27 protein-coding genes are annotated in these 26,479 nt (G+C 55.7%); 17 read left to right on the forward strand and 10 right to left on the reverse strand.

The genetic code is table 11. From position 1 onward, the window contains the following. Nucleotides 1–33: 33 nt before the first annotated feature. Complete coding sequence (locus BM352_RS08960) at nt 34–363, reverse strand: HesB/IscA family protein (protein WP_090215595.1); 330 nt, start codon at nt 361–363, stop codon at nt 34–36. Nucleotides 364–438: 75 nt separating this feature from the next. Then, nucleotides 439–852, reverse strand: a complete 414-nt coding sequence (locus tag BM352_RS08965) for a SpoIIAA family protein (RefSeq protein WP_090215598.1) — start codon at nt 850–852, stop codon at nt 439–441. A gap of 152 nt (nt 853–1,004) precedes the next feature. Here BM352_RS08965 and BM352_RS08970 point away from each other — a divergent pair, with 152 nt between their 5' ends. The 7 genes from BM352_RS08970 (at nt 1,005) to BM352_RS09000 (ending at nt 7,787) form a co-directional block, all read left to right on the forward strand. Further along, a complete protein-coding gene (locus BM352_RS08970) occupies nt 1,005–2,177 on the forward strand; it encodes a deoxyguanosinetriphosphate triphosphohydrolase (protein WP_090215605.1) in 1,173 nt (390 codons plus the stop codon). Nucleotides 2,178–2,260: 83 nt separating this feature from the next. Next, nucleotides 2,261–4,003 (forward strand): arginine--tRNA ligase, encoded by a 1,743-nt coding sequence (argS, locus tag BM352_RS08975; protein WP_090215609.1) that lies wholly within the window; start codon nt 2,261–2,263, stop codon nt 4,001–4,003. Between the two features lie 87 nt (nt 4,004–4,090). After that, complete coding sequence (locus tag BM352_RS08980) at nt 4,091–5,050, forward strand: SPOR domain-containing protein (protein WP_090215614.1); 960 nt, start codon at nt 4,091–4,093, stop codon at nt 5,048–5,050. A 61-nt stretch (nt 5,051–5,111) separates the two neighbouring features. Next, nucleotides 5,112–6,104, forward strand: coding sequence for a beta-N-acetylhexosaminidase (gene nagZ / locus BM352_RS08985; protein ID WP_090215617.1), 993 nt, complete (start codon nt 5,112–5,114; stop codon nt 6,102–6,104). Nucleotides 6,105–6,107: 3 nt separating this feature from the next. After that, nucleotides 6,108–6,902 carry a segregation and condensation protein A gene (locus BM352_RS08990; protein WP_090215621.1) on the forward strand — a complete coding sequence of 265 codons (795 nt, stop codon included), beginning with the start codon at nt 6,108–6,110 and terminating at the stop codon, nt 6,900–6,902. After that, nucleotides 6,903–7,550 carry an SMC-Scp complex subunit ScpB gene (gene scpB, locus BM352_RS08995; RefSeq protein ID WP_090215625.1) on the forward strand — a complete coding sequence of 216 codons (648 nt, stop codon included), beginning with the start codon at nt 6,903–6,905 and terminating at the stop codon, nt 7,548–7,550. It abuts the gene before it with no gap. 36 nt (nt 7,551–7,586) lie between these two features. Then, a complete protein-coding gene (locus BM352_RS09000) occupies nt 7,587–7,787 on the forward strand; it encodes a hypothetical protein (protein ID WP_090215629.1) in 201 nt (66 codons plus the stop codon). A 126-nt stretch (nt 7,788–7,913) separates the two neighbouring features. Here BM352_RS09000 and BM352_RS09005 read toward each other — a convergent pair whose 3' ends face one another. After that, the gene (locus BM352_RS09005; protein ID WP_217642991.1) at nt 7,914–8,765 is read right to left on the reverse strand and encodes a class I SAM-dependent methyltransferase; all 852 of its coding nucleotides are present in this window, start codon (nt 8,763–8,765) and stop codon (nt 7,914–7,916) included. Between the two features lie 426 nt (nt 8,766–9,191). Between BM352_RS09005 and BM352_RS09010 the strand changes: the two genes are divergently transcribed. The 4 genes from BM352_RS09010 to BM352_RS09025 all read left to right on the forward strand — a co-directional run bounded on the left by BM352_RS09010 (nt 9,192) and on the right by BM352_RS09025 (nt 12,914). Further along, nucleotides 9,192–9,980: a hypothetical protein gene (locus tag BM352_RS09010; protein WP_139229811.1), complete on the forward strand. Its 789-nt coding sequence runs from the start codon at nt 9,192–9,194 to the stop codon at nt 9,978–9,980. Further along, nucleotides 9,977–11,215, forward strand: a complete 1,239-nt coding sequence (locus tag BM352_RS09015) for a hypothetical protein (RefSeq protein ID WP_090215639.1) — start codon at nt 9,977–9,979, stop codon at nt 11,213–11,215. Before BM352_RS09010 ends, BM352_RS09015 begins: the two co-directional genes overlap by 4 nt. 64 nt (nt 11,216–11,279) lie before the next feature. Then, nucleotides 11,280–12,155, forward strand: coding sequence for a hypothetical protein (locus tag BM352_RS09020; RefSeq protein WP_139229812.1), 876 nt, complete (start codon nt 11,280–11,282; stop codon nt 12,153–12,155). Nucleotides 12,156–12,191: 36 nt separating this feature from the next. Beyond that, complete coding sequence (locus tag BM352_RS09025; RefSeq protein ID WP_090215648.1) at nt 12,192–12,914, forward strand: DUF4123 domain-containing protein; 723 nt, start codon at nt 12,192–12,194, stop codon at nt 12,912–12,914. Nucleotides 12,915–12,973: 59 nt separating this feature from the next. Here the strand turns inward: BM352_RS09025 and BM352_RS09030 are convergent, their stop codons facing one another. From BM352_RS09030 to BM352_RS09050, 6 genes are all read right to left on the reverse strand, one after another. Next, entirely contained in the window at nt 12,974–13,378 is a 405-nt protein-coding gene (locus BM352_RS09030) for a hypothetical protein (RefSeq protein WP_090215652.1), read from the reverse strand. A gap of 109 nt (nt 13,379–13,487) precedes the next feature. Then, complete coding sequence (locus tag BM352_RS19320; RefSeq protein ID WP_483869212.1) at nt 13,488–13,676, reverse strand: GFA family protein; 189 nt, start codon at nt 13,674–13,676, stop codon at nt 13,488–13,490. A gap of 289 nt (nt 13,677–13,965) precedes the next feature. After that, a complete protein-coding gene (locus BM352_RS09035; RefSeq protein WP_090215655.1) occupies nt 13,966–15,174 on the reverse strand; it encodes an AGE family epimerase/isomerase in 1,209 nt (402 codons plus the stop codon). After that, nucleotides 15,161–16,471, reverse strand: coding sequence for a TRAP transporter large permease (locus BM352_RS09040; RefSeq protein ID WP_090215660.1), 1,311 nt, complete (start codon nt 16,469–16,471; stop codon nt 15,161–15,163). Before BM352_RS09040 ends, BM352_RS09035 begins: the two co-directional genes overlap by 14 nt. Then, on the reverse strand, nt 16,468–16,962 hold the full coding sequence (locus tag BM352_RS09045; protein ID WP_090215663.1) for a TRAP transporter small permease: 495 nt from the start codon (nt 16,960–16,962) through the stop codon (nt 16,468–16,470). Before BM352_RS09045 ends, BM352_RS09040 begins: the two co-directional genes overlap by 4 nt. Before the next feature lie 71 nt (nt 16,963–17,033). Next, a complete protein-coding gene (locus tag BM352_RS09050; RefSeq protein ID WP_090215668.1) occupies nt 17,034–18,008 on the reverse strand; it encodes a TRAP transporter substrate-binding protein in 975 nt (324 codons plus the stop codon). Between the two features lie 367 nt (nt 18,009–18,375). On the opposite strand from BM352_RS09050, the gene BM352_RS09055 reads away from it, so the two are divergent. Next, nucleotides 18,376–19,125, forward strand: a complete 750-nt coding sequence (locus tag BM352_RS09055) for a FadR/GntR family transcriptional regulator (protein ID WP_090215671.1) — start codon at nt 18,376–18,378, stop codon at nt 19,123–19,125. A 138-nt stretch (nt 19,126–19,263) separates the two neighbouring features. On the opposite strand, the gene BM352_RS09060 is transcribed toward BM352_RS09055, so the two are convergent. Further along, nucleotides 19,264–20,181 carry a LysR family transcriptional regulator gene (locus BM352_RS09060; protein WP_090215674.1) on the reverse strand — a complete coding sequence of 306 codons (918 nt, stop codon included), beginning with the start codon at nt 20,179–20,181 and terminating at the stop codon, nt 19,264–19,266. A gap of 181 nt (nt 20,182–20,362) precedes the next feature. Between BM352_RS09060 and BM352_RS09065 the strand changes: the two genes are divergently transcribed. From BM352_RS09065 to BM352_RS09085, 5 genes are all read left to right on the forward strand, one after another. After that, the gene (locus BM352_RS09065) at nt 20,363–21,868 is read left to right on the forward strand and encodes an ABC transporter substrate-binding protein (protein WP_090215678.1); all 1,506 of its coding nucleotides are present in this window, start codon (nt 20,363–20,365) and stop codon (nt 21,866–21,868) included. A 62-nt stretch (nt 21,869–21,930) separates the two neighbouring features. Then, on the forward strand, nt 21,931–22,845 hold the full coding sequence (locus tag BM352_RS09070; RefSeq protein ID WP_090215683.1) for an ABC transporter permease: 915 nt from the start codon (nt 21,931–21,933) through the stop codon (nt 22,843–22,845). Nucleotides 22,846–22,848: 3 nt separating this feature from the next. Continuing rightward, nucleotides 22,849–23,772 carry an ABC transporter permease gene (locus BM352_RS09075; RefSeq protein WP_090215687.1) on the forward strand — a complete coding sequence of 308 codons (924 nt, stop codon included), beginning with the start codon at nt 22,849–22,851 and terminating at the stop codon, nt 23,770–23,772. Then, nucleotides 23,765–25,396 (forward strand): ABC transporter ATP-binding protein, encoded by a 1,632-nt coding sequence (locus tag BM352_RS09080; RefSeq protein WP_090215690.1) that lies wholly within the window; start codon nt 23,765–23,767, stop codon nt 25,394–25,396. The genes BM352_RS09075 and BM352_RS09080 overlap by 8 nt, the downstream gene beginning before the upstream one ends. Continuing rightward, nucleotides 25,393–26,433, forward strand: coding sequence for a DUF475 domain-containing protein (locus tag BM352_RS09085; protein WP_217642993.1), 1,041 nt, complete (start codon nt 25,393–25,395; stop codon nt 26,431–26,433). The genes BM352_RS09080 and BM352_RS09085 overlap by 4 nt, the downstream gene beginning before the upstream one ends. The last annotated feature ends 46 nt before the right edge of the window (nt 26,434–26,479 follow it).

Genomic DNA, 26,479 nt, shown 5'->3' on the forward strand with positions numbered 1-26,479 from the left:
GCGCTGGCAAAGCGGCGCCCCTTTTGCGTTTTGCTACATCGAGAACGACGTGCCACACCCGCAAGAGGATGTGGCATTCGGGTTCTCTATGACGAAGCGTGCGCCGATCAACTCTTCCGAGAAGTCGATCACCGCATTGGACAAAAACGGCAAGGAAACGGAGTCGACCACGACCGTTTCGCCGTCTTTCGACAAGATCAAATCATCCTCAGCGGCGGTATCAAGCTTGATATCATACTGAAATCCCGAGCAACCGCCGCCATCGACGGCAACGCGCAAGGCTTGCCCCTGCTGGGACGCACCGATCTCGGCCAGCCGCGCAAAGGCGCGGTCGGTGACTTTTGGGGGCAGGGCAAGGTCCATCGCTCGCATCCTCTATGAGTGCGCGTTTGTTCAGAACGTAAGGCGGCCCAAGTGCGATCTCAAGTCACAGCGGCGTCAGACGGGAAAATTCTCGAAGTCGTCACCTTCGTCATTGGTCGCTCCTTCGGAGCCCACATAAGCCTCGGCTTGCGCGCGGTCTTTGAATTCAAAGCTGCGGATCGTGGTGCCGGGAAGGATTTTGCCTTCAAGCACAGCCATGTCGCGGATCCATTTTTGGTTGGAGACTAGGGCTACCTTTTTTACTTTCCCGATCACTCCGAAAAGCTGGGGCAGACGCTTCATTTCTTCGAGAATGGCGCCAGCCTCTGGAAATTCGATGTCGTGATAGATCGCGAGCATGCGGCCATCTTCCATTTGCTTGGTCAGGGGCAGCAGGGCATCAAGGCCTGCCGCCATCTCTTCGGCCGTGATTTTGCCGCCGATTTCGATCTGGATGAGGTTTTTGCCGGTCTTCTCTACGGTGAACATGGTCTGCGTCCTTTTGGTTGGGGTCGGGGAGTCCTGTTCGCCCCTTATATTTGGGGGGCGAACGACGGATGTGCAACGGGGTGCGCCCTCTCGTCACGGCGGGCGGGGTGGTGTAGGACACCACAAAGACGCACCGAAACGAGGATACCCACATGCTGGCCGCCTATGCCTGCCACCCCAGCGAGAGCCGAGGACGGCTATATCCCGAGGACGAAAGCACCTTTCGGTCCTGTTTCCAGCGCGACCGTGACAGGATCATCCATGCCAGCGCCTTCCGCCGTCTCAAGCACAAGACACAGGTGTTCATCGAACACGAGGGCGACTATTTCCGCACGCGACTGACGCATTCCATCGAAGTAGCGCAAGTCGCGCGGACCATTGCTGGGGTGCTGGGACTTAACGAAGAGCTTACCGAAGCTGTCGCCTTGGCCCACGATCTTGGTCACACGCCGTTTGGCCATACCGGCGAAGAGGCGCTGGACGCGCTGATGGCGCCCTATGGCGGGTTCGATCACAACGCGCAGGCGTTGAAAATCGTGACCTCGCTGGAGCGACACTACGCTGAATGGGACGGGCTGAACCTGACATGGGAAACGCTGGAGGGCATTGCCAAACATAATGGTCCGGTGACCGGAAAGCTGCCATTCGCACTGTCGGAATATTCCGCGCGCCACGATCTGGAGTTGGGCACCTATGCCAGCGCAGAGGCCCAAGTGGCGGCCTTGGCGGATGACATCGCTTACAACAACCACGACTTGCATGACGGGCTGCGGGCGGAATTGTTCTCGACCGACGAGCTGGCAGAATTGCCATTGGTGGGCCCGTGTTTTGCGCGGGTAGACGAACTCTATCCCGGGCTGAACTATTACCGCCGCCGACATGAAGCGTTGCGACGGTTTTTTGGCGTGCTGGTTGAGGATGTTATCGCGGTTGCGCAACGGCGCTTGGACGACTTGGCCCCGACATCGGTATCGGACATTCGTGGAGCAGGGCGGGCGATGGTTCAGTTCTCGCCGGAGGTTTGGTCGCAGTTGAAAGTGATCCGCGCGTTTCTGTTCACCCGCATGTATCGCGCCCCTGCCGTGGTCGAGATGCGCGTGCAGGTCACTCAGGTCGTGAATGAGTTGTTCCCGCTGTTCATGACGCAAACAGATTTGCTGCCCAAACAGTGGCGCAAGGATGTGGAAGACGCCGAGGACGAAACCGCCTTGGCGCGCATCGTCGCGGATTACATCGCCGGCATGACAGACCGTTTCGCGCTGCAAGAGCATGAGCGCTTGATCGGCGGCGTTGCCGCCGACAGCTATGTGATCGAGCGCGGTTAGCATGTCGTGGCTGATTATGCCCTTGCGGGGGTGGACGAGGCCCACGGGCGTGATAAACCGCGCAAGACTAATGAGGTAAGACGATGAACCTGTTTTCTGACATTCGCGCAGTTGTAATCACATCACTTGAGGCGATGGTCTCCGAGGGCGCGCTGCCCGAGGGTTTGGACTTCGCAAATGTGGCGGTTGAGCCCCCTCGTGACGCAGCCCATGGCGACATGGCAACCAACGCGGCGATGGTGTTGGCCAAGCCCGCCAAGAAGAACCCACGCGAGATTGCGGAAGTTCTAGCGGGCAAGCTCATGGCCGACGACCGTGTGGCACTGGCCGAGGTTGCAGGCCCCGGGTTTTTGAATTTGAGATTGGAAACAGGTGTTTGGGCCGGCGTCGTGGCGGCAGCCCTGTCGAATGGCGAGGCGTTCGGGCGCTCCGGCATGGGTGCGGGCCGGAAGGTGAACGTGGAATACGTCTCCGCCAACCCCACCGGGCCTTTGCATGTTGGGCACACCCGCGGCGCGGTGTTCGGCGACGCGCTGGCGTCGTTGCTGGATTACGCGGGCTATGACGTAACGCGTGAGTATTACATCAATGACGGCGGGGCGCAGGTCGACGTTTTGGCGCGTTCTGTCTATCTGCGCTACCTTGAAGCCCACGGCCAAGAGGTTGCTTTCGAGGATGGCACCTATCCCGGCGACTATTTGGTGGCAGTGGGTGAGGCGTTAAAGGCCAAAGTCGGCGACGCCTATGTCGGCAAGGGCGAGCAGGTCTGGCTGGAAGAGGTGCGCGACTACGCCACCGACGCGATGATGGATCTGATCCGCGCCGATCTGGCAGCCTTAGGCGTCGAGATGGACAAGTTCTATTCCGAAAAGTCGCTCTATGGCACCGGCCAGATTGAGGCGGCGATCGCGGACCTCAAGAGTAAGGACTTGATTTATCGCGGAACTCTGGAGCCGCCGAAGGGCAAAGTGCCTGAGGATTGGGAGCCGCGTGAGCAGACGCTGTTCCGCTCAACCGCGCATGGCGACGATGTGGATCGTCCGATCCAGAAGTCGGACGGGGCGTGGACTTATTTTGCCCCTGATATCGCCTATCACTACGACAAAATTCAGCGCGGCTTTGACGAGTTGATCGACGTCTTCGGTGCCGATCACGGCGGCTATGTGAAGCGTATGAAGGCGGCTGTCTCGGCATTGTCTGACGGGAAGGTGTCACTAGACATCAAGCTGACGCAACTGGTGCGTCTGTTCAAAAACGGCGAGCCGTTCAAGATGTCCAAGCGGGCAGGGACATTCGTGACCTTGCGCGACGTGGTCGACCTTGTCGGCCCTGACGTGACGCGCTTTGTCATGCTGACGCGCAAGCAAGATGCGCCGCTGGATTTCGACTTTGCCAAAGTGCTGGAACAGTCGAAGGATAACCCTGTTTTCTATGTGCAATATGCCCATGCGCGGATCTGTTCCGTGCTGCGTAAGGCGCAGGCAGAAGGCTGGGACGTGTCCGACGCGACTTTGCTCAAAGCCGATCTGTCGGGCAACACACACGAGGCAGAACTGAAGCTGGTCACCAAGCTAGCAGAATGGCCGCGTTTGGTGGAAATCGCCGGACGCACGAACGAGCCGCACCGTATTGCATTTTATCTTTATGAGCTGGCCGGAGAGCTGCACGCGCTGTGGAACCGCGGCAACGAAGTGCCGGACTTGCGCTTTATGCAAGACAGTGAAGGCGCGAGTTTGCCAAAAATTGCCCTCGCGCGTGCCACGGCGATTGTTATTTCCTCAGGTCTTGGTATTCTAGGCGTAGCTCCTGCCGAAGAGATGCGCTGACGTCTAATGATCCGCGCCCGGTCTAGGAGCCACGAGCAGGCTTAAAGACAGACCACCCGAAACCAATTCGGGGGCAGAGAGGCGAGTATGGCAGATCTGGAATTCGGCGCATTTGATGCGTCAGGGACCCCGCAGCAAGGGTCATTCTCCCGTTTGATGAACCTTGTGGGCGCAGGCAGCTCCGTGGTGTTGGTGCTTGGGTTGGCGGTCTGGGGTTACCAGCTGACCACACGCGACGTCACCGATGTGCCAGTGATCCGCGCGCTTGAAGGCCCCGCCCGTGTGCAGCCCACCGACCCGGGTGGCCAGCTTGCGCAACATACTGGTCTTGCAGTGAATTCTGTCCAATCCGAAGGCGAGGCCGAAGGGCCGACGCCGCAAGTTATTCTTGCCCCTGCACCGATCGACCTGACGCAGGAAGACGCGATTGTTCCGTCCACGAACGAGATCGAAGTGGATGCCGAAGGTGTAGTTGAAGAGGCCGTTGGCACGATGGTGTCGCTGACCCAAGAGATCAATACCGACGACGCAGTCGAGCAAGCGCTGGCGTTGGCTGACCGTTTGGCCGACGGCGTAGAGCCGCTGGACGACACCAGCCCGGCCGAAGAGCAAGTGGCGATGAACCTTGCCCGCCCGATCCTTGATCCCAAAATTCCGGGTGTCTCGCGCTCTCCGGTGCCAGCGCGGAAGCCGCAAATCGATTTGGCTGCGTTGCAGGCGCAGGCTGCTGTGGCGTCTGCCTCGGCTGCGGTTGGCGGCGACACGGTGCAAGAGATTGATCCGAATACGATCGCCTCAGGCACGCGCTTGGTGCAGTTGGGGGCGTTTGATGACGCCGAAACAGCACGCGCAGAATGGGAAAAAATCGCCGTTCGGTTCGAAGATTATATCGATGGCAAGTCGCGGGTGATCCAAGAGGCGACCTCTGGCGGGCGCAAGTTTTACCGCCTGCGCGCCGTCGGATTTGAGGATTTGAACGCCTCGCGGCGCTTTTGTGCGGTCCTAGTCGCCGGAAAAGCCGCCTGTATCCCTGTTTTGGCCCGCTAAAGGGCTGCATGTTCGGATTGTGCAACCGCGCAAGACGGGCTTACTTTAAGAGGTCTTCGCAATGCCCTCAGGTGCATATATTTTCGGTTGCGAAGGGCTCAAGCTCTCCGAGGCGGAACGTCGGTTTTTTGCAAGTTCTCAGCCTTGGGGATTCATCCTTTTTGCCCGAAATGTCGAAGATCGCGCTCAATTATCCGCGCTGACTGCGGATTTGAGGGCAAGCGTGGGGTGGGATGCGCCAATCCTGATTGATCAAGAAGGCGGGCGCGTTCAGCGGATGCGCGCGCCGCATTGGCGGGAATATCCGCCAGCGCTGGATCAAATGGAAATGGCTGGGGTCAATGCGAAGCGGGCGATGTATCTGCGCAACCGGATGATTGCGGAAGAGCTGTTGGAAGTCGGCATTGATGTGAATTGTGCGCCCCTTGCGGATGTGATCTGGCCCGAAAGCCATCCTGTGCTGCGCAACCGCTGCTACGGCTCTGACGTGGATACGGTGGTTCAGATGTGTCTCGCGGCCGAGCAGGGGCTGCTGGATGGCGGAGTGCTGCCTGTCCTCAAACATATCCCGGGGTATGGCCGTGCGATTGTGGACGGACACAAGGACCTGCCGACGGTAGACGTGCCGCGCAGCGAACTGGACGCGCTGGATTTCGCCCCGTTCAAGCAGTTGACCCATATGGCGATGGGTATGACGGCGCATATTGTTTTTCCTTGCATTGATGATCTGCCTGCGACGACCTCGCCACGGGCGATGAAAATGATCCGCGAGGATATCGGGTTCGACAATCTGATCATGACCGACGATATCTCGATGGAAGCCTTGTCTGGCACGGTGGCCGAACGTGCGCGGGCGTCACTGGACGCGGGCTGCGATATTGCGCTGCATTGCAATGGCAGGATGGACGAGATGACCGAGATCGCAGATATTTGCGGGCCGATGACAGCCGCCATGAAAGAGCGGGCCGCGCATGCCCTGTCACACCGCAAAACCCCAACAGATATTGACATTTCGGCGCTCGAAGCGGAGTTTCGCACCCTAGTTGCAGGGTAGCGTATGAGCGATCAGGATCAGACAGACAGCGAGTGGGACGAGGGCACCGTAGAGGCGCGCTTGGCCGCTGAAGCGTTGATCGTCGATGTCGATGGTTTTGAAGGTCCGCTGGACCTGTTGCTGACCCTGTCGCGGACCCAGAAAGTTGACCTGCGCAAAGTCTCGATCCTGCAACTGGCAGAGCAGTATCTGATCTTTATCGAGCAGGCCAAGGCGCTGCGGCTTGAATTGGCGGCGGACTACCTTGTGATGGCGGCATGGCTCGCTTTCTTGAAATCACGTCTGCTGTTGCCACCTGATCCGACCGAAGACGGCCCATCCGGCGAAGAGCTGGCCGCGCATCTGGCGTTCCAGTTGGAACGATTGAGCGCGATGCGCGAGGCATCCGCCAAACTGATGGCACGCGACCAGCTAGGGCGTGATTTCTTTGCCCGTGGCTTGCCCGAAGATGTCACCCGCGTGCGCAAAGTCACCTATACCGCCACGCTTTTGGACCTAATGCAGGGCTATGCGCGGATCAAAACCAAGGACGAGTTCCGCCCGTTCGTGATGGACCGCGAAAAGGTGTTCACTATGGAGCAGGCCTTGGACCGGATGCGCAGCCTGATCGGTTATGCGGGGGATTGGTCGGACCTGACCTCGTGGCTGCCGGAGGGGTGGGAAACAGACCCCGCCAAACGCCGCTCCGCCACGGCGGCGACGTTCGCGGCCTCGCTTGAGATGGTCAAACAGGGTCAGCTTGAGCTGAGGCAGGGCGATGCTTTCGCGCCGATACAGATACGTAAGAGGGACAGGTAAATGTCTGAGCAAAAAGAAGAAAGCCTGTTTGAGGCTCCGCCAATGGCCGAACAGGAACGGATGGTGGAAGCCATTCTCTTTGCTTCGATCGAGCCTGTGACGATCAAGGAGCTGTCCGACAGGATGCCCCACGGCTCCGACCCTGCGGAGGCACTGGTCTACCTTAAGAAACGCTATGACGGGCGTGGCGTGCATCTGGTGCGGGTCGGAGATGCGTGGGCGATGCGCACAGCGGGCGATTTGGGCTTCCTGATGCAAAAGGAAACCGTCGAGACGCGCAAGCTGTCGCGTGCGGCGATAGAAACCTTGGCGATTGTGGCGTACCATCAGCCCGTCACCCGCACCGAGATTGAGGAAATCCGCGGGGTGTCGGTGTCCCGTGGCACCGTGGACCAACTGATCGAGATGGAGTGGATCCGGTTCGGCCGAAGACGCATGACACCCGGCCGACCAGTGACCTTTGTGGTCACGCAGAACTTTCTTGACCATTTCGGCTTGGAAAATGCCCGCGACCTGCCAGGGATCAAGGAACTCCGCTCGGCCGGATTGCTGGACAACCGCCCGCTGCCTGGCGCGATGATGAGCAGCGACGAAGACGACGAGGATGATGAAAGCCCGGAAGGCCAGAACGAGCTTTTCGAGGATTAAGCCCTATATATCAAAGGGCAGGACAGGAGAGGCGAGATGAACCAGATTATCAATATGGTGACCCGCATGGTGATGCGCCGCTTGGTCAATATGGGGATCAATAAAGGGATCGACGTGGCAGCCAAGCGAGGGCAGGGCGGTAAGGAGCTGACCTCCGAGCAACGCCAAGCCGCAGGAAAGAACGCCAAACGCGCCAAGCAGGCCGTGCGCATGAGCCGTCGGATCGGGCGGTTTTAACGGTCATTGGCCGGCTTTTGAGTCCAAGGCTACTGGATGCTGCGCACTGCATGGAGGTCTGTTTTCTAGTTTCTAGGCGTCAACGTTAATCCAACCGGTTTCATATGAACGCTAGAGCCCAAAGTTCTACGGGTCTTTAATCGCAATTATTTCGATAGGTGAGATGCGCCCTGCAGCCAAATTTGCTACCATATTTGGAATTTTTTCTGCGGTGCTGTGCTGCATAAGGACATGCAAACCCAAAGGGGGTGGTCCTCCAGCAGCTTCGCTTTCGGCCTTCATTTTCTTGAAGAACTCCATAGCAAAGTCGTGGCGATTGTTATCCTCAGCGACGACAAACCCATTGGCTTCCAATGCCATTCGATAGTCTTTAGGCTCCGCAACCCAGCTTGTTTCAGAAGTAGTTGCCCAAGGAACAGGGTAAACAAGCTCTTCGTCATTGCCCTTCATAATATCGTAAATACCAAACTTTGCACCGGATTTCAGAACACGGGAAACCTCAGAAATCAGAGTATGCTTGTCTTCGATGTTCATACCGACATGCATCATGAATGCGCCGTCAAAACTTGCGTCCTCAAAAGGAAGCGAAAGTGCGCTACCTTGTCGGAGCTTAATGCTATCCGACAGGCCGACCCAATCGCAAAGCTGCTGTCCAACCTCAACGTATTCAGGTGTCAGATCAATTCCAGCAATCCTTGCTCCGTAAGTTTTCGCAGCAAAACGCGCCGAACCTCCCAAGCCGCAGCCGATATCGAGTATGGTTTGGGACGGCGATATCTTTAGCTGATCTAGGAAATGAATGCTCGCTGCCCGACCACCAATGTGAAATTCATCTACTGGGCCAAGATCCTCAACACTGGCATTTTCAGGTTTAATACCCTGTCTTTCGAGGCCTGCCTGAATCGCGGTCAGCAGGTTTCCGTGGTGATAGTGGGCGGAAATTTTCTTATCGCTATTCATGACAATTAATTTTTCCAATTTGTGAATTGCGACCCTAACACGTTTCACTGCATAGCCTAAGCCGTCATTGGCGCAGACGCAGCGAAAGCGCGCTTTGTCCGCCAAGCGGTCGTCTAGAGTTCTATAGATGCCGTGGATTGCGAGAACGGCAGTTGAATATCTTTGGCACTGCCATGCAACCCAAGCGCTGGCATATCAACGGCAACTGAAGTTCCTGCCCTCGCCTGTTTTTCCTTTTCGATCTGTTGATCGCGGTAGCTGCGGTGCTGTCCAAGCACTCTTGGCTACATCATTTTCGTAAGCTTATGAAAATACGAGGCAATAAAAGTTATTAGGAAGTCTAGCTGCATTGGCGTATGATCTCTCAATAATATATTTTTTTAGAACTATAGTTTTTCTTAATTGCTTTGGTCGCCATTGCGACTATGCACGGCTATTTAGAAAGTGGATCTAATTGAAATGATTTCTTTTTCTAATCTTCAGATGGAACAGTTGCGCTCTGAAAGTGTCAGGGTTTTTGAAGGTTCAATGGCTGAACATTTGCGTGAGTTTTCGCCGCCCCTTTGCAAGAGTCTTTCCGACGCAGAATTGTTGACGGTCATTCAATACGGTATGTACCGAGCCAAGTCGCAAGGGTTCGATCAGCGGGGACCAACCCGGCTCTGGTTGGAGAATGCGCTCCTTTTTGGTAGCGATTTTGACACTGATCCCCAGTATCCTTGGGTAAGAGAGGCCCTTGGTGATCGTGAGGTCGCGCAGATGCAACGGGCCAAGAATCTGTATTACCAAACGTTGGCGTATCGATCCTCAGTTGGAGGTGAGCAGGACGCGTTAACCCTCGCGGCGCTTGGGCGGATCAGGCCCAGTGTTGAGGCTTTGCCTGAACTTACACCCAGTAATTTTTATAGAGTTGCGAGCGCCTCCCTCACAGAAATCTATCCCGAAAAAGCTGCAAGTATCGATCCGCCCGCTCTGCAGGGTTTGATCGCGCATGGCATAGAGACTGCAACGCGATACGGGATCGGGGCTCTGCGCGGTCAAATGCTAATGGTTACGCTGATATATGCCTTCGGGCATCGCTGTGACACCGATCCATTGTACCCGTGGATCCATCGTACTCTGACAAACGACCAGCTCGGCAATCCCGACGCCAGGGCCGACAAGTTGGAGCGAAAGGCGCTGATATGGCTCGACCATGTACTTGCTTACTTCGCTGAGGATGCAAGTGCATGAGCTGCCGTGGCGCAACCACGTCCCCCGATCAGAATTCGGGAGACAACACGCCGAACGATGAGCCTTGTGCGACCTGCGGGCACAACTGTCCATCGGTCGAAATCGAGATCAACAACACTTCAACTACCGACGATGATCTGGTGGTTGTTAAATGCGAGCGGCCAACCCGGAGGTCACGGGTACAGTGCCGCATCAAATCCACCAGCGCTGGCAGCAACCACACGATTGTTCTCACAAACCCCGACGGACGGCTGCGCTTTGCAGGGGCCGCGGACACAACACGTATTCTGACCGTGCCGGACGATGGGAACTGGGTTGCCTTCGAAATATCGGGCGAGACGGGCAGCGCTGCAATGAACGACGCGGTGATCGAGGCGCATTGCTTGGCGGCAGACGGTCCGGTGGTCGGATCAAAGACCGTAACGGTGGTGCATTTCGACCAACCCAAAATGGACATCGCGTCGCCCGGCAACTACGTCGTTGGGACTGAGGTTCGCAGCGGGACCGCGGTCACGACGTTGTCCGTCGCAAGCGGCCGCGCGGTCACCTATGAGATGTCAGCCCGCATCAGGCCCAGCGGCGTGGATTGTAGTGCGCCGCAGATCTCCGACCTTCGTGTCGGCCTTTTGCAAAACCTGATGTCAACGACCCGTACAAAGGGTTGGGACTCACCGACTGTGACATGGAATTCGGGCGTTCCGGCCGGCACCACCGCAAATATTCCAAGTCGAATTGTATCTACCCTGAGCGTCTCTACGCAAATCAATGACAGTGAAACTAACGCTTCACCGGTTTATGACCGGCCCGGTATTGCGTCGATGTTGGATCCAAATTCACTCAGGAAACCAATCGGTTGCACGGGAGGCGGGACGGCAACAACATTCGACACACCCAGCCGCTCGGCTACGACGAACTTTGTGTTAGATGTAACCAGCGGGGCGGGCGCTGTGCTCGGTCGGGCCAATTACACGTTATCGCTGATCACGATGAATGACTCATTCATCTCATGGTCTGTTATATTCAACACAACAACCAATGACGTCTGCACGCTTCGAGAACGCCCGTGGTCTTTGAATGTATCCACTGCCGCGACTGGTACTCAACGTGCCACCGTAGGAGCCGCCACCGCGCCCGCGACGACTGCCGTCACAACAGCGCCCTTTATAAACGACGCCGCAAGGGACCCTGCCAACACGACAACAACCGGGAACGGTTCAATCACTGTCACGAAGTGACCGCGCTGTTCAGGAGGAGGACACGAAGTTGGACTTTATTCTTGACCCACTATTGGAGATGTCGATGAACTACGAACTTCGCGCGCTGCACGACATCGCCCGCTGGGAACGTGGCGTGTATAATTCAGACGCCGGTTGGATTTTGGCGCGCATTGAGCCTGCCGGAGACAGCGGGTCGGCGACCTTACCGGGAGGATCGATTTCAGCGGAAACAGGCGCGCTATCCGTTCCGGATGACGCACGTTTATCCTTAATCAAATCTGGCCGATGGGTCCGACTTAGCGGCACTGCGCAAACAAAATCCGGCGACTTTGGCTGGTACGATCCTTTGGACGAGGACAAACGCGCGCTTTCCCCAGAGGATGTCTATTCGCCGTTTGTCGCCGGTGGAAAGCTGTTGTTTGTGCCCAATTGGACCGAACAGGGCGATCGTCAATTTGATACCCCAGTGCTTGTGCTGGACGAATGGCTGAATACGGTGGAAGGGGCGAACGCGTTGAGTTTGCCCGCTGAAGCAGCGATGGCCAACCCTAGTCCGGAAATCCTCAAACAACTGCCTGACGCGCGTAATTCCAACAACCCGTTCCTGTCTGCTTGGGCTTGGCGTCACACGTTTATGATCAAGCAGGATTTGCCGCCCCTTGGACTAGATGCGATCACAGGTTGGCCATTGGCACTGCGGACGCGCCTTGCACTCGACATTGGCGGGGAACGGGCCGTTGATGAAGTGGTAAGGGCCTCGCAACTTCTTCGGAATGTCTCGCAACTCGAGGCTATGGCTTTGGGAGCCTATTCAGCGCTACAGCTGCCAACCGGTGGAAATTTGGCGTCTGTACACGCGACGCTTAAGGCGGTGTCGCAAAGTGCCTCCGCGTTTGAGCCATACGAAAATAGTGCACCCAAACTTTCTGCAATTCTTGCGATGACTGGCTTTGACTAGCCCTCATTTGGCAACCCAATTTGCTGGACAATATGCATGCAACCCAATGAAAATCACGATGACGTTTGGGTCTCCTCTGGCCCGCAGGGCGACACACACGACGCCCATTTTAGCGCTGACGAGCATTTTGCGTTCGAGACGTTTGATGGCATTGAACCATTAAACCAAAGCGACAGCCTTGACGGAGACCTCACCTCACTCGGCCCGTTATACGCCGCTCTTTTCGAGCCGCTTGTCGAAGACGAAGCTCAGCCCAACGATGCCGCGCTTGGAGCGAACAAGACATCGCACGGCGACTCCCCTGAAGTATTCGCAGTTCTGGATGCTGGGCGTGTGATGTACTTGCCAGAAATCCTTTCAGGTTCGGGTCTAAAGCATGCATGCCTTTTCAAAGGCGAGGCATTTGAAGAGCTGGGTGATGTCGCACCATGGCTTGTCCAGCTTGACGCCAAATCCCAGTTTACCCGCAGCATTTTCTTATCAAGCGATGTGCCGTGGCACCTTTGGCGCCTTGAGCCCGGTGCGTTCTTTCGGTCGAGCCTGAGTTTCGACGACCTGTACAAGCACTTCCGAAAATTCACCAAAGTCCGGCTGGATGATGGCAAAATCTGCTACTTCAGATTTTGGGAGCCCCGTTGGATCATTCAAATACTTCGAACGATGGAAGCAAGGCAGTTCCAAAGCTTCATGGACCCTTTGTCGGCCGTTATCGCGACAAACCGACTGGGGCAGGTTGGTATGGTCAAAAGCCTTCGGTAGCGTTTGTGATGCCGCGCTGGCTTGGACTGCTGGCGGCTGACACTCTACCCGCCGTGTTCTTAAGATAGTTTTCGCGACGTGTACCACGCGAAGGCGGCTGCAAAGACGACAGACATGGTGCTTCCGATGATGACGGATGTGACACCAGAGCTGAGGGTCGATACAGTCACAATAAGTGCGCCGACACCAGACAGGACGAAAGCTGGCGTTGCCCCCTTAAACCTCATCAACATCAGGATCGCGGCGACGAGCCCAGCACCGACGGACACAGCAAAAGCGACTAACGCCCATGTCGGGCGCAGTTCAATGTAGGCTTGATATTCTGGCGGCAATGCCGAGAGGCCTGATGGGCTGAGCTGTTGGATGAAATTCATGCATCCAAGACCATTCCAGATCAGGGCTACAACACCCGCAATCCAGAACAGCACACCTATCGGACCAGCGGTCTTATCGTTGTCCATCATTCATCCCTGTCCTCAGCTTCCGGTTCGACACGCCTGCGCCCCTGAGCATCCCATTTTTGGCAGCGTTCAACAAACGCCAAATGAGGAGATCGAAACAAGGCCTGATCGTTCAGCAACCCAACCGAAACAAAGACGGTGTCGGGCAGTTTCGAAGTTGCTTTGTATACGGGTGACCCCCTCCGGAAATCCGCTGACAATCCTGACAAAAGCACAACACAGCGAATTCAGGAGATCCTGACACCTCAATCTTGCTATGCCCACAAAGACATTGGCCTGAGCAAAGATCATGGGCAGCCATCTATTCGTTCGACATGATTTTTCCGCCCTCTTCTTGGCTTTCTTGCCGCCGTGATGAAGTGCGGACATTAATATCTCTATCGGTGTTTCGGCCTGCAAAACCCTCCGGCGTTTGCGATCAGTCGCCACTGATCGTTTCATGAACTTTGGTTCTGCAAAAAATAGCGGCTTAATCCGCTCCGACCAAACCATCGAATTGCTGCTTCACTCAAGAAAGGGGATTGTAGCGAGTTTTAGCGGATTTTGGTGCTGTGGGTGCTTTAGCAAGCGCGAATGCTCGGCACTCCAGTTTATTTGCAGTTCGTATTTCCAGCCCACAAACCGGCCCGTGCGCCTTCGGTCATGGCCAAGACGACATGATACATCAGTCGCGTCAGCGCCGCTGGCCAAAGGACTTGGCCGTCTGAACCCAGCTGATTGATGTAGCTAGGTCGCCCCGAAAACCAGCGCTCAAACATCAGGCACAACATCGCCCGCGCTCGGTCTCCTGCGATTTGATCGCCCGCCATATATCGGTGCGCCAGAAGCTTGATCGCTTCGGTTTGCGGCCACAGCAAGAAGCTGTTTTCAGCCACCTTGCCTTCATCTGAAACGGCATAATAAGCGGCCCCCTTCAGGATGCCGTCCTGCGCAAAGCCGTGGGAGTCCGCAAAGTCGGACAAGCGCATTGCGGTCGCTGCCAGAGCTGGAGTCGAAGCAAGGTCGGCCTCTTCCAGCAGTAACCAAGCCCATTCGCACTGATGACCAACTTCGCGGCGGTGCCCGTCTGCACCGGGCAGGGGACTCAGGTCCGGCGTTAGAAACTCTGCGATGGAGCCGCTGCTTTGATCCATGAAATACTGTAACCCCAAGCCTCGAAGCTCTGCCGCGCGGGTGAGCCAAAGGGCATCGCCTGTCATTCTGTTGGCTTGTAGGCAGGCTTCATAAAGATGCATGTGCGGGTTCTGGGCTGGGTTACTTATTTCGCCTGTATCGTCATTCAACAACAGCCCGGTGTCGGGGTCGGTTAGATGCGTTTGGATCGCAGACCAGCAGTCATCGATGAGTCTGGACACCTCGTCCGACGGCGACAGATTGTTCCATGTCACCAGTCCCAGAATGACGAAGGTCTGATCATAGCTTCGCGCAACGTCGTCCTCGTCTTTCCCCGTCGGCGTGCCATCGCGCTGAGTTCTGTTCCGGTAAAGCCCGCGCACATTGCGGAATGTGTCCAAGAACGCGACTTGCCGGCGCGCGGCAGACACAATCTCCGGATCGCCGAACAAGAGAGCGATATGAGACAGCGTGAACAGCGTGCGGGCCTGTGCAAGGACTGACTTACCCGCAGCGATGTCAGGGGCGCCGGTATCATCCAACGCGTCAAATACGCCGTACTGCCCGTCTTGCACGCGAACGAGCCAGTCCTTCAGAAAGACCTGCCAGAACCATCTGGACCAATCGGTCGCGTCGCGCTTGTCGGGGGAGCGGCTTTCCATCGCGTCAGTCTTATTTGACGGCATCTGGCATCAGAACCTTCGGCAACCAGAGGGATATCTCGGGGAACAGGATGATCAACAGCAAAATCAGTAGCATCGGGAGCAAGATGATGACCACTTCGCGCATCACTTGTACGACGTTCATTCCTCCGATGGAGGCGGAGATAAGCAGGCATAGCCCGTAGGGCGGGGTGACGAGCCCGAAGGCAAGCGACACGATACCGATGATCGCGAAGACGATAGGATGAATTTCTGCTGCAGTCGCGACAGGCAAAAGAACAGTTCCCAAGATGATGATGGTGGGAATGGCGTCAATGAACAGGCCAAAGAACAAGAACAATCCGGCGATCACCAAAGCTGTCCCGAACGAGCCAAACTCAAGGCTGGTCATGGCGTCCACAACCAATTGCGGCACGTGATAGAATGCGAGCAACCATCCGAACGCTGAGGCCGATCCAATCGCGAACAGTGAAATCGACGCAAATCGACCAGTGTCGTAGAAGATGTGGCCCAGGTCTTTGAACGTAACGGTGCGATACACAAACATGCCAAGGATCAAGGAATACGCTGCGGCAATAATCGCGCTTTCCGTCGGGGTTACGATGCCGCCCACGATGCCGCCGATGACGAGGATCGGGGTCAACATCGCAAGAAATGCGCCTTTGAAGGCTGTAATGATCTCCGCGAGAGTCGGCCGACCAATGATCGGATAGTCGTATACTTTGGCATAGCCATAGACGGTCGCCATCAGGGCCAACCCGATCATGATCCCCGGAATGGCACCGGCCAGAAACAACGCGCCGACGGATGTTTGCATCACGCCGCCCCAGACGATCATCAAGATCGAGGGTGGGATAATCACACCCATCACAGAGGAGCAGGCGGTGATCGCGATGGCGAAGCGGCGGTCGTAGCCTTCGTTGATCATCGCAGGGATCAGGATTTTACCGCAACCCGCAGCGTCTGCTGTCGAGGAGCCGGAGATACCTGCAAACAACATCGACACCGCGACGTTTACATGGCCAAGGCCGCCGGGCATCCAGCCGGTCAGAACCCGCGCCAGATCAATCAGCTTGTCAGTCACCTTACCCGAGTTCATCAGGTTTGCCGCGAGCAAAAAGAAAGGGACGGCCAGCAGGATGAATGAGTTGTAGGACTGGAACATGCGATCCAGCACAATGAAGGGGGTCAGACGCAACTCCAACACCACGATAGGTACCGTCGCAATCGCCAGTGCAAAGGCTACGGGGACGCGCATAGCGACCAGAAAAATAAAGCCGCCAAAGAGAATAGCGCATGCCAGGCTGGTTGTAATAATCATTGAGCGGCCACCGTCCGGTTTTTGTAGACCATGACGGCCTCGTAAAGCCTGTAGCCGGCAAACAGCGTCCACATCGCACCCGCAATTGGAACAGAAATGTAGGTGATCAGCATGTTGGCACGCATCATGACCGAGTTTTGAATGTAGCCGAACTTGGCATACTCGATTCCGTACCAAAAAAAGATGAGTGCGAAAGCCGTGATCATAACCAGTACGAACCCGTCTTGCAGCAGGATCATCAGTGGACTTGTGGCGTCGGGGATGACGCGCACATCGAAATGTGTCCCGTCCCATACTGCCATCATCGCACCGATCATGACGGCCCAGACGAATATGAATGTGGCAAGCTCTTCGGTCCAAAGATAGACCGGTATGATCCCTGTGTATCGCGCCAGAACCTGCATTCCGACAGGTATGGCGAGTGCGGCGATGAGAACACCCAGCAGAACTCTAAGACCATTGCAGCAATGGTCGAGCATACGTCCAATCATGATGTTCCCCACCCCGTAAAAAATCCACCGGCGCCATCATGACGCCGATGGTTAGCTTTGTCGGCCGTATCTTACTTGCTGCGGATCGCTTCCAACAATTCTGTCGCGCCAAGCTCTGCAGCATAAGCGTCTTGAACCGGGATCACGAGTTTGAGCAGCTCGTCGCGACCAGCGAATTCCTGCACTTTGATTTGGCCAGCGTCAGCCATCTCTTGCAGTTTTTCGCCGTCCTGGGTGCTTTCCAGTTTACGTCCAAATGCACCGGCTTCGGCACCAGCGGCCAGAACCGCTGCTTGCAGATCAGCGGGTAGGGCGCTGAACGAGCTTTCAGACATGACCAACGGGCGCACCGTGATGGCATGGCGTGTGAGCGTGATGTTTGGAGCAACTTCGTAGAACTTGAGGTTCTGGATCGACGCCGCTTCGTTCTCAAAGCCAGCGATCACGCCGGTTTGGATCGCGTTATAGACTTCGTTATAGGCGATAGCGGATGGTGCGGCTTTGATCGCGGAAAAGACCTGAGCCTGAATTGGGGCACCCATGACGCGCATTTTGTGGCCGGTCAGCTCGTCCATATTGCCGATAGGTTCAGCCGAGGCGAGGTTCCGTACACCGCCACCGGCATATCCGATGACGCGGATATTGGCTTTTGCAAGCAGCTCCGCTTCGAGAGGCGCCATCACACCGCTCGCGAGTGCAGTGTCCCAATGCTCAAGATCGCGGAACAGGAACGGCATATCCATCAGCGGGATCGACGGGGCGAAGGTCGCCATGTTCGACGGGGCCATGATGGCGTAATCGATCGCCACGCCTTGCTGCAGGAAGGTCACGAAATCGCTTTCGTCGCCCAACTCGCCGTTCAGGCTCATGTCAAATGAGACGTCGCCATCATATTTTTCGCCGACCAGCCTTTCAAACTCGCGCAGAGTTCTTGTGTAGGCGTGATCTTCGTCGAACAGGCTCGCGCCGCGCAGTTTGGTTTCGGCAGACACCGGAGTAGCCAAAATCGCAACCGCCGAGACGGCCGTGATGGCGATGGTCTTCATTGATTTAAAGTGAAACACAAGAGTCCTCCCAGAACTTTGTTACCCGCAAGCGGGGTGCAGACTTGAATCGGTCAATTCGATCAGTTGTTCACAATCCGCAAGATTTGTAAATAGTTGTAAACAGCCCGCGTACGATGCTACAGATTGGCAATGTGCATTCTTCGGGTTCAGGCGAGAATGTTGGTTGATCGCTGTGGGGTCATTTTGCCATACGACAGTTGCCCGATGGATGTTGGCGTCAGGCGACTGGTTTTGTTAACACTCTGCGACGGGTATCAGGGGCGAAGATCGAAGCTAAATATTTACGGCACGCACGGATGCTTGCCATTGATAATTGGCTCTGGCTGGAGTTGGAACTGCAAACGATATGACATCACCGAACCAAAAGCCTCCTCGACCCGGCGCGCAAAGCCGTGACAGCCGGACAGCAGGCGATCGCACACTTTCGGATGCCGCATATGAAAGCGTCTTGGCGATGATCGCCGGAGGCGAGTTCGCCGTTGGGTCGAAATTGCCTTCCGAAGAGGTGTTGAGCCAGCAGCTGGAAGTGTCCCGTCCGATCCTGCGCCGCGCGCTTAAGCAGTTGCGTGAGGATGGCGTCATAAGTTCGCGCCAAGGGTCGGGGTCATTCGTCATGCGGCGACCTGAAGGCGTCATGCTGCAATTTGCGCCAATTGGCTCAATCGCGGACATCCAGAGGACATTCGAATTTCGGGCGGCCATCGAAGGGGAAGCTGCCTATATTGCCGCGCAACGCCGCGATGAAAACGATCTGAAGCGCTTGCGATCCGCCTTAGCCGAGTTGGACCGCTGTGTGCAGGCCGGGGAGCTTGGCGTTGATGCAGACGAGGCGTTTCACGAGGCAGTCTGCACCGCTTCTGACAACAAGTACTTCTTGGCTGCGCGAAGCTCGATGAAGTCCAATATTCTGACGGGTATGAATTTAACGCGCAGCTTGTCGATGACCAAAACCAAGGACCGTTTAGCATTGGTCCAACAAGAGCATTACGCGATCCTTGATGCGCTGGTGGCGGGCGACCCACCCGCAGCGCGAGAGGCGATGCGCGTTCATGTGCTGAATGCACGGAAGCGGGTTTTTGAAGGCGCGTCGCTTTAACGAACCCGGCTTCAGCAGTTTCGAAGCGTTTCGCTTTCCCAGGTTGCGATCAGTTGTCGTCGGAGACGTCTACTTAAGTAGCTGTTATAAAATAGAAAAATATATAAATCCTGCATTTGGCACGCCCTAAGCGCCCCCTTAATCCTCCTCTCGAAACTGTCCAAGAATTTCGATGATAAGGCGCTTTACGCGATCACGCACAACCGAATTCCGTCCAGACCTAGATACCAAGTACATATCCGAACGGAACTGTGTGGGAAGTTCGATCTCGCGATATACTATGTTTTCCATCTGAATGACCTGCGCAGATCGGGGAACGAGCGCGAAGCCGAGACCGTGATTCACCAAACTGATCACCGCGTGTGTCTGGCTGGCACCCAGCACCGTATCTGGCAAGATATTGCACGCATAAAACAGTGCGTCGAGTGTCTCTTTGAGATACCCGCCGCGGTCTTTTGCGAACGAGATAAAGGGCTCTCCATCAAAGTCCGAGATCGTGAGATCCACTTTTTTAGCGAGGGGATGCCGCTTCGGGATGGCAAGAACGAACGGTTCATGGATGACCCTTGTGCGTTCGATATCACCTCTTGGGTTCTCCATCCGGGTTAACCCCAGATCGATCCGGCCGGAACGCTGCGCCTCGATCACCTCATAGCCCATCATTTCTATCGGAGTGAGCGACACTTTGGGCATTTCCGCAGCCATGCGTTGAGCGATAAGCGGCATGAACCTGAACGCCGCCGAAGGCACAAAACCTAAGGCGATGCTTCCGGTATCACCACGTTCAGCCTGACGGGCATTAAGGACAGCATGTTCAGATCGTTGAATTATATCGACAGCACTTTTGTAGAAGCTTTCACCGGCTGAGGTGAGGCTGACATGTCGATTGCTCCGTTCCAGAAGTCGCAGATTCACTCGTTCCTCAAGTATCTTGATTTGCCGCGACAAGGGAGGTTGCGTCATGTTCAACCGATCCGCCGCGCGGCGAAAACTCAACTCTTCTGCAACGGCAACAAAGCACCTCATCTGGAAGTATTCAAACTGCCCTTGGGCCATGGAACTTCTCCTGCCTCAGCGCGCCATCTCGGTTCGTGGATACAGATATTGTATCACAGTTATCCAAATTTGGAATTTACAAATTGTGACGACTTATCAAGTTTGGTGAGACGAAGTCGGAGCCACCAACCAGCCTTTTGAACGAAGGCGCGTAGCTGCGACATCATTTAGGGAGGACAGAATGAACCGATTTACTTACCTCATCGCAGCGTCAGCGTTTTCATCGACAGCCGCGCTCGGGGCTTATGCCCAGGACAATTCCGTCACCGTCGTGTTGTCGGAGGAACTTGAGATTGTCGAACCATGCTCGGCCACCAAATCCAACGTGGGCCGCGTCCTATTTCAAAACATCTCGGAAACCGTAACTGAGATGGACCCCGCGACTGGCCTCGAACCACGTCTTGCGGAAAGCTGGGAGGACATGGGCAACGGCACATGGCGCTTCACCTTGCGCAAAGGCGTGACGTTCAGCGATGGCTCCGCGATGGAAGCGGACGACGTCGCGCATTCACTTGTGCGCATGAAGTCACCGGCTATCGCATGTGAAATAGGTGCGAAATTCTTTGGTGGTATCGACATCACCTCTAACATTATTGACGCGCATACGATTGACGTTACCGCTGATCCGGCTCAGCCGATTTTGCCGATGCTGATGTCTACCGTGACGGTGACGCCGTCTGATACCCCGCTGGACAAGTTTGTCGATCAGCCTATCGGAACAGGGCCTTACACATTTGATGAGTATGCCCGTGGTCAGTATATAAAACTGTCTGCGAACCCGAATTATTGGGGTGAAAAGCCGACCGTCCAGTCGGCGACCTACGTGTTCCGTGCAGACAGCGCCGTTCGTGCCGCCATGGTCGCGGCGGGGGAGGCCGACATTTCGCCAAGCATCGCACTTCAGGATGCAACTGATCCGGCGATGGATTTTTCCTATCCCAACTCGGAAACAGTGTTCCTTCGCATTGAGCACGCACAAGCACCACTTAATGATCGTCGCGTTCGCGAAGCCCTAAACGTAGCTGTTGATCGTGAAGCTTTCGTTGGCACCATCCTTGCCAATGGCACGCTTCTGGCAACCGGCATCACACCTCCGTCTACGATCGGTTATGATGCTGATCTTAAGCCTTACGCCTACGATCCGGATCGCGCCCGCGCATTGCTGGAGGAGGCAAAGGCTGATGGTGTCCCGATTGACACCGAGATCACGCTGATCGGACGGACCAATAACTTCGGAAACGTGCTCGAGACGATGGAAGCGTTGCTGGGCATGTACCAAGACGTGGGTTTCAACATGAAGCTTGAAATGGTGGAAGTGGCTGAATGGCTTGAACGCTATGCCAAGCCGTTCCCGGAAAACCGAGGCCCAGAGCTGATTGAGGCGCAACACGACAATGCCAACGGTGACCCAGTGTTCTCCATGTATTTCAAGTATCACTCCGAGGGCCAGCAATCCGGCCTGACCGATCCCAAGGTTGATACTATGATTGCCGAGGCGACCGCTGCCACCGGTGACGCGCGAGCCGCCAAGTGGAAAGAGTTGTTCGGCTACCTTCACGAAGATATCATTGCGGACGTCATGCTATTCCACATGGTCGGATTCAGTCGTGTCAACGAGCGGCTGGACTTCGTGCCGACAATCCGCACCAACAGCGAACTGCAGCTTTCGCAGATCAAGTTCAAGTAAACTGAACTCGGGCTACGGGCAGCTTTGGTTGCCTGTAGCCATCAATGCAAAGGTCTGTCGCTATGATGAAGTTCTTGGGAAAACGGGCTGTTGCAAGCGCCATTTCTCTTGTCGGCCTCATGTTGCTGGTATTTTTCCTGAGCCGGCTATCAGGCGACCCAACAGGCTTGTACCTGCCGCTCGACGCCTCGGAAGAAAGCCGGAACCAGTTCAGGGAAATTCATGGTCTGAATGATCCGCTGATCGTGCAGTTCTTTAACTATATGGGTGATCTTGCGCGCCTCGACTTCGGGGACTCGATCCGACGTTCCGAGCCTGCCATTGATGTGGTCCTACGGGGCTTTGTCTGGACCTTACAGCTTGCATTGATCACGATGTCGCTGGTCGTCACGCTGGCAATTGTCGTCGGGTCTTTGGCAGCATTTCACGTCGGCGGGGTTTTTGATCGTATCGCGACGTTCTTCTCGCTGATCGGGGCAAGCGCTCCGGATTTCTGGATTGCCATCGTCGCAATCGTTATCTTTTCTGTGAATTTGGGGTGGGTTCCGACCTCTGGCACAGGCAGCATATGGCACTGGATTTTACCCGTCTCGGTGCTCTTCATCAGACCTTTTGGGCTTGTGCTGCAGATTGTGCGCGGCTCGATGATTACCGCGCTCAGCTCTGCCTATGTCAAAACCGCCCGCGCCAAAGGGATCAAGAACCGGTCGATTATCTTTGTTCACGCGCTGCGCAACGCATTGTTGCCTGTCATCACGGTCATAGGCGATCAGGCCGCAGCACTTCTGAACGGGGCGGTGGTGATCGAGTCAATATTTGGCTTCCCCGGCGTTGGAAAATTGATGATCGACTCGATTCTGCAACGTGACTTCACCGTTGTTATGGCCGCGATCATGGTCACTGCATTGGCGATTTTCATCATGAACCTTCTGATCGATATCCTTTACTCGGTCCTCGATCCCCGCATTAGGTATTGACCCATGGCAAACTCTGACCTTGTTCCGGATACCCCCGAAGCACCCAGTCCATCTGCGCAGCTGCTGCGGATGCTTTGGAATGACAAGTTCGCATTCGTTTCGGTGCTTTTCCTGCTGGTCGTCTTGTTTTGCGCCTTGTTTGGACCGCTATTGCTGGAAGATGTTGCGACCAAACAGAACCTGCGTGGACGAAATGCGCCGCCGTTCGATTTTTCCGCCAACTGGCTTTACTGGCTGGGCGGCGACGCTCTTGGGCGCCCGCTACTCGCTCGGATTATTGTGGCCGCTCAGAACACTATTTTTGTGGCGGCTGGCGCGGTCTTCTTTTCCCTGACCATCGGGACAAGTCTGGGCTTGATTGCCGGTTACACGTCCAAAACCCTGAGCCAGGTCATCATGCGCCTCGCCGATATCATCATGTCATTCCCGTCGCTATTGCTGGCTGTGATTGTCCTTTTCATGCTGGATAGCTCCGTGTTCAACTTGGTGATTGTTCTCGCGATTACGCGCATCCCAGTCTACCTGCGGACCGCACGCGCAGAGACGCTTGAGGTCCGTGAAAGGATGTTCGTCCAAGCCGCCCGCGTGATGGGGGCTTCAAATCGAAGGATTATTTTCCGCCATATCTTGCCTGTCGTGTTTCCGACTTTGGTGACGATCGCGACGTTGGATTTCGCCTTTGTCATGTTGGCAGAGTCGTCGCTGTCGTTTCTTGGTATCGGCATTCAGCCGCCAGAGATCACTTGGGGTCTCATGGTCGCGCAGGGCCGGTCCTATCTGACCACCGCATGGGGGCTGTCATTCTGGCCCGGGCTGGCCATCATCCTGACCACCCTATCGCTTAACCTGCTGTCGAACTGGATGCGGACTGCTCTTGACCCCGCTCAACGCTGGCGCCTCGAGAATGTGAGGACGAAAAATGGGTGATCGTCTTTTGGAGGTGAGGAACCTCTCGGTAGACTTCCATACGTCGCATGGAACGGTCCACGCGGTCCGCGATGTGAGTTGGCATCTGGATCGTGGCGAAACGCTGGCCATCCTTGGCGAGTCCGGTTCTGGTAAGTCGGTATCTGCTTCGGCGGTCTTGAACTTGATCGACATGCCCCCAGGCGAGATAACGTCTGGCGAGATTTTGTTTGAGGGCAGGGACGTCATTAAGATGTCCTCCGAGGAACGGCGTGCATTGAACGGGCACCGGATCGCGATGATCTTCCAAGACCCGCTGAGCCATTTGAACCCAGTCTATTCGGTCGGCTTTCAAATTGCGGAGACGATGACCGCGCATGGCGTAGACAATTCGCAAACGCGGGCGAAGACGGTCGAGCTACTAGAACGGGTGGGAATTCCGGACGCAGCGACCAAAGTCGACGCCTATCCCCACCAGTTTTCTGGCGGGCAGCGTCAGCGGATCATGATCGCGATGGCCTTGGCACTTAAGCCCGATATCCTGATCGCAGATGAACCGACTACCGCTCTCGATGTCACCGTGCAGGCCCAAATTCTAGCCTTGCTGGAGGAGCTGCAGGAAGAAACGGGCATGGGTCTTTTGCTGATCACCCACGACCTAGGGGTGGTGGCCGAAGTAGCGGACCGAGTGGTTGTCATGAACTCCGGCCAGATCGTTGAAACCGGCACCTCCAGCGAGGTTTATCACAACCCGACTCATCCCTACACCAAGAAGCTGATCGCGGCGATTCCGGGCAGTGGTGAAATGGCGAAAGAATTGGGGCCAGGGATCAAACCCATTCTTGAAATCTCTGGGTTGACCAAACATTACGGTGCATTCGCCGCGCTGGATAACGTCAGTTTGACGGTTTTGCCGGGGGAATCCGTCGCCATCGTTGGTGAGTCTGGCTCTGGGAAGTCTACGTTGGCGAAGACAATACTGCGGCTGGAAGAGGCAACAAGTGGTCAGGCCCTATTCGACGGTCAGGATCTTATCAGCATGAATGCAAAGGACCTGTTCAACGTCCGCCGCGATATTCAGATGGTGTTTCAGGACCCAACCCAATCGCTCAACCCACGAATGTCGATCTACGAGATCGTTTCCGAAGCGTTCGTCATTCATCCCGAAATACTTGCCAAGCAACTCTGGAAATCGCGGGTCTGCGAATTACTGGAGCAGGTCGGATTGCAAGCAGATCATATGTACCGCTACCCCCATCAGTTTTCTGGTGGGCAGAGGCAACGTATCGCCATTGCGCGGGCTTTGGCATTGGAGCCGAAACTGATTGTTTGTGACGAAGCGGTTTCCGCATTAGATGTTTCAATCCAAGCGCAAGTTCTGTCGCTTTTGACTGGCTTGCAGGATGACCTAGGCTTGAGTTTCCTTTTTATCGCCCATGACCTTCCTTTGGTCAGGGATTTTGCCCATAGGGTCATCGTTATGCAAAATGGTAAAATCGTTGAGCAGGGGCCAGTCGCACAAATCTTTGACGCTCCGCGCGAGGACTACACCCGCAACCTTATTGCGGCCAGCTTAAGTCCGGACCCAAAGATACAGGCGGAACGGCGCGTGGCACTTAGAAAATTGCAAGGAGCAGTAACGTGAGCCAGACACTGAAATACTTCCTGTGGCCGTTTGCATTTACCGCCCTCGGGTTGGTCCTAGCTTATTGGCTTGGCTACCAAATGACGGGGACCGTCACGGGCGCGCTGTCGTTTTTTCTGATTGGCTGCATTCTAGCAGTGCTTGAAATCTCGTTGAGCTTCGACAATGCCATCGTTAACGCCAATATCCTCAAGACCATGGAGCCGAAGTGGCAACACAGGTTTCTGACGTGGGGCATTCTGATCGCCGTTTTCGGGATGCGCATCATTTTCCCGCTCGCGGTCGTGGCGATTGCCGCCAAAATCGGACCCATCTCGGCGATTGTTCTCGCGGCAACGGACCCCCAAGAATATGCGCGGATCATGGAAGACTCCCACATCGGGATATCTGCGTTTGGCGGCACATTCCTGATGATGGTCGCCTTGACGTATTTCATTGACCAGTCGAAGGAAGTCGACTGGATCAGGATGATCGAACGCCGCCTGAGAAGCTGGGCCTCCATTCGCGGCCTTGAAATCGCCGCGGTGCTGAGCGCTGCTCTGATACTCTCCATTCTGCTACCCGAAGTCGACGGCGCGACCTTCCTTTTTGCTGCAGTCTGCGGACTTCTAACGTTCCTAGCTGTAGAATTGGTGGCGCATTTTCTGGATGCCCAGAAAGAAGCACAAACTATGGCTGCAAAAGGCGGGTTTGGCGCCTTTCTTTACCTAGAAGTTCTGGATGCCAGCTTTTCGTTCGACGGCGTCATCGGCGCATTCGCATTGACGCAGAACCTGTTCTTGATCGCAATCGGCCTCGGCATCGGTGCATTTTACGTGCGATCCATGACGATCATGCTGGTTGAACGGAAAACGCTGTCTCAGTTTCGGTATCTCGAACATGGTGCGTTCTACTCGGTACTGGCTCTGTCGATCATCATGTACGCTCAATCGCTTTGGCATATCCCAGAGCTTGTTACAGGCCTGATCGGTGCCGCGCTGATCAGCTTGTCCCTTATTTCTTCAATTCGACACAACAAGGCGGACCAGAAGGCATGACACGTCCGGGCCGCGAACAACCAATTCATTAAGACAGAGAAAGAGA

The sequence above is a fragment of the Litoreibacter janthinus genome (genome assembly GCF_900111945.1).
Lineage (GTDB): Bacteria > Pseudomonadota > Alphaproteobacteria > Rhodobacterales > Rhodobacteraceae > Litoreibacter > Litoreibacter janthinus.

Coding starts and splice junctions, on each gene's coding strand:
- BM352_RS08965 (WP_090215598.1), bottom strand. CDS start 852: ATGTTCACCGTAGAGAAGACCGGCAAAAACCTCATCCAGATCGAAATC.
- BM352_RS09070 (WP_090215683.1), top strand. CDS start 21,931: ATGATGAAGTTCTTGGGAAAACGGGCTGTTGCAAGCGCCATTTCTCTT.
- BM352_RS09060 (WP_090215674.1), bottom strand. CDS start 20,181: ATGGCCCAAGGGCAGTTTGAATACTTCCAGATGAGGTGCTTTGTTGCC.
- BM352_RS09030 (WP_090215652.1), bottom strand. CDS start 13,378: ATGATGGACAACGATAAGACCGCTGGTCCGATAGGTGTGCTGTTCTGG.
- argS (WP_090215609.1), top strand. CDS start 2,261: ATGAACCTGTTTTCTGACATTCGCGCAGTTGTAATCACATCACTTGAG.
- BM352_RS09025 (WP_090215648.1), top strand. CDS start 12,192: ATGCAACCCAATGAAAATCACGATGACGTTTGGGTCTCCTCTGGCCCG.
- BM352_RS09050 (WP_090215668.1), bottom strand. CDS start 18,008: ATGAAGACCATCGCCATCACGGCCGTCTCGGCGGTTGCGATTTTGGCT.
- BM352_RS09035 (WP_090215655.1), bottom strand. CDS start 15,174: ATGCCGTCAAATAAGACTGACGCGATGGAAAGCCGCTCCCCCGACAAG.
- BM352_RS09000 (WP_090215629.1), top strand. CDS start 7,587: ATGAACCAGATTATCAATATGGTGACCCGCATGGTGATGCGCCGCTTG.
- BM352_RS08970 (WP_090215605.1), top strand. CDS start 1,005: ATGCTGGCCGCCTATGCCTGCCACCCCAGCGAGAGCCGAGGACGGCTA.
- nagZ (WP_090215617.1), top strand. CDS start 5,112: ATGCCCTCAGGTGCATATATTTTCGGTTGCGAAGGGCTCAAGCTCTCC.
- BM352_RS19320 (WP_483869212.1), bottom strand. CDS start 13,676: ATGGCTGCCCATGATCTTTGCTCAGGCCAATGTCTTTGTGGGCATAGC.
- BM352_RS09075 (WP_090215687.1), top strand. CDS start 22,849: ATGGCAAACTCTGACCTTGTTCCGGATACCCCCGAAGCACCCAGTCCA.
- BM352_RS09015 (WP_090215639.1), top strand. CDS start 9,977: ATGAGCTGCCGTGGCGCAACCACGTCCCCCGATCAGAATTCGGGAGAC.
- BM352_RS08990 (WP_090215621.1), top strand. CDS start 6,108: ATGAGCGATCAGGATCAGACAGACAGCGAGTGGGACGAGGGCACCGTA.
- BM352_RS08960 (WP_090215595.1), bottom strand. CDS start 363: ATGGACCTTGCCCTGCCCCCAAAAGTCACCGACCGCGCCTTTGCGCGG.
- BM352_RS09045 (WP_090215663.1), bottom strand. CDS start 16,962: ATGATTGGACGTATGCTCGACCATTGCTGCAATGGTCTTAGAGTTCTG.
- BM352_RS09040 (WP_090215660.1), bottom strand. CDS start 16,471: ATGATTATTACAACCAGCCTGGCATGCGCTATTCTCTTTGGCGGCTTT.
- BM352_RS09065 (WP_090215678.1), top strand. CDS start 20,363: ATGAACCGATTTACTTACCTCATCGCAGCGTCAGCGTTTTCATCGACA.
- BM352_RS09055 (WP_090215671.1), top strand. CDS start 18,376: ATGACATCACCGAACCAAAAGCCTCCTCGACCCGGCGCGCAAAGCCGT.
- scpB (WP_090215625.1), top strand. CDS start 6,903: ATGTCTGAGCAAAAAGAAGAAAGCCTGTTTGAGGCTCCGCCAATGGCC.
- BM352_RS09020 (WP_139229812.1), top strand. CDS start 11,280: ATGAACTACGAACTTCGCGCGCTGCACGACATCGCCCGCTGGGAACGT.
- BM352_RS08980 (WP_090215614.1), top strand. CDS start 4,091: ATGGCAGATCTGGAATTCGGCGCATTTGATGCGTCAGGGACCCCGCAG.
- BM352_RS09080 (WP_090215690.1), top strand. CDS start 23,765: ATGGGTGATCGTCTTTTGGAGGTGAGGAACCTCTCGGTAGACTTCCAT.